Source organism: Isoptericola sp. NPDC057191 (genome assembly GCF_042670225.1).
Lineage (GTDB): Bacteria > Actinomycetota > Actinomycetes > Actinomycetales > Cellulomonadaceae > Isoptericola.
Genome location: NZ_JBHUWC010000231.1, coordinates 1 through 5,440 on the forward strand (window position 1 = coordinate 1; position 5,440 = coordinate 5,440).

Here is a 5,440-nt window from a genome sequence, read left to right on the forward strand (position 1 = left end):
CGATGGGGTGGCCGGCCCTCGTCGTGCGCGGGGCGGTCAGGCCTGGGAGGCGGCCCGGGCCTGCTGCTCGGTGTCCGGCTCGGCGTCCTCCGACGCCGGTTCCGCGGTGGCCTCGGAGCTCTTCGCGGCGCCGGCGCCCTTCGGAGCCTCGGCGTCCTTCGCGGCCGGGGTGTTCTTCGTGGTGCCGGAGCTCTTCGTGGCGCCGGTGCTCTTCGCCGCCTTGGCGCTCTTCGTGGCCCTCGCCGGCTCGGCGACCGGCTGCTCGTCCTCGGCCGGGATCTCGGCCGTGGTCTCGGTCTCGGCCTCGGTCTTGGCCTGGGCGCCCGGCTGAGCGGCGGTGGCGGGCTCGTCGGCAGCGGCCTCCGGCGCCGGGGCGGGCGGCACGTCGGTCTCGGCCGCCGCGCGCGAGGAGCCCTTGGCGGACTTCTTCTCGGCGCCGAGGAGGCCGCGCAGCTCCTCGAGGTAGGAGTTGATCGAGTCGTGCCGGCGCGTGAGGTCCTCGAGCTGGCGCTGCGCGGTGGACCGGTGGTTCTCCGCCTCCACGCGGGCGTCCGAGACCATCTGCTCGGTGAACTCGCGCGCCTCGGCGACGATGCCGTCCGCGGTGCGGCGGGCGTCCGCCACGAGGGCCTTCACGTAGGCGTCGGACTCGGCCCGGACCTTCTCCGCCTGCTGCAGGGCGAGGGCGACGCGCTGCTCGGCCTCGGCGGCGTGCTCCTCGGCCGCACGGACGAGGAGGTCCGTCTCCTGGCGTGCCGTCTCGTGCCGGGCCGCGGCCTCGTGCTCGACCTGCTCGCGCCGCTGCGCGATCTCGAGCTCGGCGTCGGCGAGCGCGGCACGGGCCTGCTCCCGCAGCTGCTCGAGCTCGGTCGTGACGGCGTCCGACGCCTCGGCGGCGTGGTGCTTGGCCTCGGCGATGATGCGGGCGGCCTCGCGGCGGGTGCGCTCGAGCAGGTCGGTCGACTCGCGGTCGGCCTCCTCGCGCAGCGCGGCGGCCTCGGCGGCGGCCTGCGCCCGCTGCTGCGCCGTCTCGCGCTCGGTGGAGACGCGCAGCTCGGTGGTCTCGCGCTCCGCGGTGGAGCGCTGGACGCCGATCTCGCGCTCGAGCGAGGCGCGGCGCTCGGACTCCTCGGCGGAGAGCGTGCTCGTGATGAGGGCGGCCTCGCGCTCGGCGGAGCCGACCAGCTCCTCGGCGCGACGCTGGGCCGCGAGGAGCGTGCCCTCGGCCTCCGCCGCGGTGGTGGACCGGATCTCCTCGGCCTCCCGGCGGGCGCTGCCGAGCAGCTCCGACGCCTCGGACTCGGCGCGCGAACGCACCTGGCCGGCGGAGAGCTTGGCGCGCGCCATGATGTCGGCCGCCTGCTGGTTGGCCTGGGTCAGCACCTCGGTCGACTGCTCCTCCGCGGACCGCAGGAGGCGCTCGACGCGGGAGCCGAGACCGGCGTAGGAGGGCTTCTCGTTCTCCCGCAGCTGGCGCTGCGCGAGCGCCAGCTCCGAGGAGATCTGCATGGCGCGCGCGTCGGTGCTCTCGACGTTCCGACGAGCCTCCTCCAGAGCCTGCTCGAGTCGGGCGATGTGACCGTCCACCTGGGCGCGGTCGTAACCGCGCATGGTGATCGGGAAGAGCGTGCGCTCGTCGGACACGTGCAGACCTCCGTATGTGGTGGGTGTCCCGGCCACGTCAGGATAGTGGGGCGGCCATGGCGCCGATACTCGGGACATACTTGCCCAACGGGACGAGCCAGGCATCTTCTCACACCCGGGCGTCGCGCCGCGAGGGCCGGGTTGCGGCTCGCCGCTGCGGGTCGTGGCGACCGCCGGGAGCCGCGGCGCGGCGGACGTACGCGAGTCGTGAAGGGTTCGTGAACCGCCCCCCGCCAGGGGGGCGACATGGACGGAGCTCGGTGCGCCGTCCCTATGCTGGACTGTCCACGTCGAAGGGAAAGCTCGGTGCTGCAACGCATTCTGGGCGGCGTCCTGGTCCTCATCGGACTGGTCGCTGCCGCGCTCGGTGTCGCCTCCGCCACAGTGTGGCGCGCCACCGACACGGTGGCCGCCACGGCCAAGCCGTCCGGCGACGGCACGCTCGTCGTCACCGACCCCGGGGTCCTGGGCCTCGTCGGCGACGACGTCACGATCAGCGCGTCCGTGCCCGAGGGGCAGAAGGTCGCGCTCGCGATCGGCCGCGACGTCGACGTGGCCGGGTGGGTCGGCAACGACCCGTCCTCGCGCGTGACCGGCCTCAGCGACTGGGAGAACCTCTCCGTGACGGCGGGCAAGCCTGCCGACGCCGACGCCAAGACCGACGAGGCACCGGCCACCGGCCCCGACCCCTCGGGCTCGGACATGTGGGTCGCGGAGGCCTCCGACGACACCAGCGTCACCCTCCGCTGGAGCGACCGGCCGGGTCGGTGGACCCTGCTCGCCGCGGGTGTCGGCAAGGACGCGCAGGCGCCCACCCTCGAGCTCACCTGGCCGCGCACCGTCGCGACGCCCTACCTGTGGCCGGGCGTCATCGCCGGGGCCGTCCTCGTGCTGATCGGCGCGGTGCTGCTGGTGCTCGGCGGCCGCCGGGTCCGTGCGCAGCGCGCCGACGGCGCCGACAGCGACGGGCGCCTCGACCCGCCCGGCACGGCGGCGGACGACGAGGCGCACGCCGCCCCGTTCGGCGGCCCGTCGGCCGGCCCGTTCGCCCCGGTGCGGCCCACCGACGACTCCGCGGGCACTCCCACGTCCCCGCCGACCGGGGAGCCGGGCGCGGACCGGCCCGAGGGCGGTGCGGCACCGGAGGACGGCGCGGCACCGGAGGACGGGACGGCGCGCGACGCCGCGGGCACCGCGGAGGTGCCCCTCGCGGGCCGCCTGCTGCGTCGGTCCCGGCGCCGGCAGCGTGACGACCTCGTCGAGGGTGCCTCGCCCGCCGAGCCCGCCGAACCCGCCGAGCACGCGTCCGCCACCGCCGTCGCCCCGTTCGCGGCGGGGCCGACCGCGCACGCGCCGGTCCCGGCCGAGCCGACGCCGCACGAGCCCGCGTCGGCGGAGCCGGCAGCGTCGGAGGAGCCCACCACCGCCACCGGGGCCCTGCGCATGACCCGCCGCGAGCTGCGCGCCCAGGAGGAGGCTCGCCGGGCCGCCGAGCAGGGCGGGATGACACGCATGCTGCGCGCCATCACCGGCTCGATCCCCGCCGTGCGCCCGCAGCAGGCCGCGCCGGCGGAGGCGGACGGCGACGCCCGACCGGACCTGGCCACGCCCACCGGCCGCGCTGCCGCCTGGCGCGCCACCTGGGGCTTCGGCGACCCGGGCCGCACCGGCCACGGCGCCGACGGCGCCGAGCAGCGCCCGACCGACACCGACGGGGAGAACCGATGAACCGCCGTACCACCCGCCGCGGCCTGGCCGTCGCGAGCGCCGTCGTCGTCTCCTCGGCGCTGCTCGCCGGCTGCGCCCAGGAGCTCCCGCAGCCCGCGCCCGACCCGGCGTCGAGCCGGCCCGCGCTCACCGAGGACCAGGACACCCAGGTGGCGGCCGCGGTCGCGAAGACGGTCGACGCGGCGGACAAGGCCAAGAAGGGCACGGACCTGAAGCCGCGCGTGACCGGGCCCGCCTACGAGGTGCGCGCCAGCCAGCTCGCCGTGGCGAAGGAGCGCGACAACGCCGAGTTCGTCACGGACATCCCGAGCGAGTCCCAGCAGATGATCATCCCGACCACCGAGGGGTGGCCGCGCACGAGCTTCTCGATCACGCAGGCGACGGAGAAGCTCGAGACGCCCCGCCTGGTGGCGTTCGAGCAGGCCTCGGCCCGCGAGAACTACAAGATGTGGTCCTGGGTGCAGCTCATCCCCGGGCAGCAGATGCCGTACTTCGCCGACCCCGCGATCGGATCGGAGGCGGTGGCGAAGGACGACGACTCGCTCGCCGCGTCGCCCGTCGACGCCCTCGCGCAGTACGCCGACATCGTCACCCTCGGGGCGAAGAAGTCGTCGTTCGCCAAGCAGTTCACCCTGCCGGACGCCGACCTGACGGCCGCCGTGGCCGCGGACGAGGCCGCGTGGAAGGACGTCCCGGGGTTCGAGGAGTCCGGGACGAAGTACTCGAAGAAGTTCGTGGCGCGCAAGGACGACGTGCGGTCCGTGCGCACGGTCGACGGTGGCGCGCTGGTGATGGGCGTCCTCGACGGGACGGCGAAGGTCGAGGCGGAGGAAGAGGCCAAGGTCCCGGCGCTCTCGCAGACGCAGAAGGCCCTGCTCGGCGACGCCGACCCGACCAACGTGCTGAAGACCGAGTACACCGACATGGTGGCCCTGTACGTGCCCCCGAAGGGCTCGGACGAGAAGATCCGGCCGCTCGGGTACTCGCACGTCGCGACGGCGGCCTCGAACTGACGCTCCGCTCTTAGGATGACGCCATGACCAACGCCACCCCCGATCCGTCCTTCGCCGTGCGCGGTGCCGTCGACCTGTCGGCGCTGAACCGCCCCCAGTCGCCGCCCCCGGGGGAGCCCGGCGGGGCGCCGTCCGCCGGCGGCTACGTGCTGGACGTCACGGACGCGAACTTCCAGCAGGTGGTGCAGGACTCGACCACGTTCCCGGTGGTCATGCTCCTGTGGATCCCCACCGACAAGGCGAACGCCGACCTGGGCGAGCTCCTCGGGCGTCTCGCCGAGGAGTACGCCGGGCGGTTCCTGCTCGGCCGGCTCGACGCCCAGGCGTACCCGCAGGTCGCCGCGGCGTTCCAGGTGCAGGGCGTGCCGACGGTCGTCGCCGTGCTGCAGGGCCAGCCGCTGCCGCTCTTCCAGGGCGCAGCCCCCGAGGACCAGGTGCGAGGCGTCCTCGACCAGGTGCTCGCCGCCGCCGAGCAGAACGGTGTCACCGGCCGTGCCCCCGCCCAGGGCGGCGAGGGCGAGGCGCCGGCCGAGGCCGAGGCCGAGCCCGTGGAGGAGCCGCTGCCGCCGCTGCATCAGGAGGCGTACGACGCGATCGAGCGCGACGACCTCGACACCGCGGTCGCCGCCTACGAGAAGGCCATCAAGCAGGACCCGAAGGACGCCCTGGCCGTCGCGGGCCTCGCCCAGGTGCGGCTGCTGCAGCGCACGCGCGACGCCGACCTGCAGGACGTGCGGACGGCGGCGGCGGACGCCCCCGGTGACGTCGACGCGCAGCTCGGCGTCGCGGACATGGACATGCTCGGCGGCAAGGTCGAGGACGCGTTCGCCCGCCTGCTCGAGCTGCTGCCCGGCGCCGACGCGGACACCAAGGAGAAGCTCCGCGTGCGTCTCGTGGAGTACTTCGAGATCGTCGGGCCGACCGACCCCCGCGTGGTCAAGGCGCGGCAGCGCCTGGCCATCAGCCTGTACTGACCCCGCGCTGGACTACTGACCCCGCGCTGGAATCGTGCGTGCTGACTTGATCCTCAAACGGCTCGTTTGAGGATCAGGTCC

The 5,440-nt window shown here is 75.0% G+C and carries 4 protein-coding genes; 3 read left to right on the top strand and 1 reads right to left on the bottom strand.

Annotated features, from left to right (window positions below; genetic code table 11):
* Positions 1-36 precede the first annotated feature (36 nt).
* Positions 37-1,644 carry a hypothetical protein gene (locus ACFT55_RS18820; protein WP_380245374.1) on the bottom strand — a complete coding sequence of 536 codons (1,608 nt, stop codon included), beginning with the start codon at positions 1,642-1,644 and terminating at the stop codon, positions 37-39.
* Positions 1,645-1,950: 306 nt separating this feature from the next.
* Here ACFT55_RS18820 and ACFT55_RS18825 point away from each other — a divergent pair, with 306 nt between their 5' ends.
* From ACFT55_RS18825 to ACFT55_RS18835, 3 genes are read left to right on the top strand one after another with little or no spacing between them, the layout of a single operon-like run.
* Positions 1,951-3,372: a hypothetical protein gene (locus ACFT55_RS18825; RefSeq protein WP_380245375.1), complete on the top strand. Its 1,422-nt coding sequence runs from the start codon at positions 1,951-1,953 to the stop codon at positions 3,370-3,372.
* Positions 3,369-4,385, top strand: coding sequence for a hypothetical protein (locus ACFT55_RS18830; protein WP_380245376.1), 1,017 nt, complete (start codon positions 3,369-3,371; stop codon positions 4,383-4,385). The genes ACFT55_RS18825 and ACFT55_RS18830 overlap by 4 nt, the downstream gene beginning before the upstream one ends.
* Before the next feature lie 23 nt (positions 4,386-4,408).
* Positions 4,409-5,359 (top strand): tetratricopeptide repeat protein, encoded by a 951-nt coding sequence (locus ACFT55_RS18835; protein WP_380245377.1) that lies wholly within the window; start codon positions 4,409-4,411, stop codon positions 5,357-5,359.
* The last annotated feature ends 81 nt before the right edge of the window (positions 5,360-5,440 follow it).

Bases quoted from the DNA above. Each gene is read 5' to 3' on its own strand.
- ACFT55_RS18830 (WP_380245376.1), top strand. From the start codon at position 3,369: ATGAACCGCCGTACCACCCGCCGCGGCCTGGCCGTCGCGAGCGCCGTC.
- ACFT55_RS18835 (WP_380245377.1), top strand. From the start codon at position 4,409: ATGACCAACGCCACCCCCGATCCGTCCTTCGCCGTGCGCGGTGCCGTC.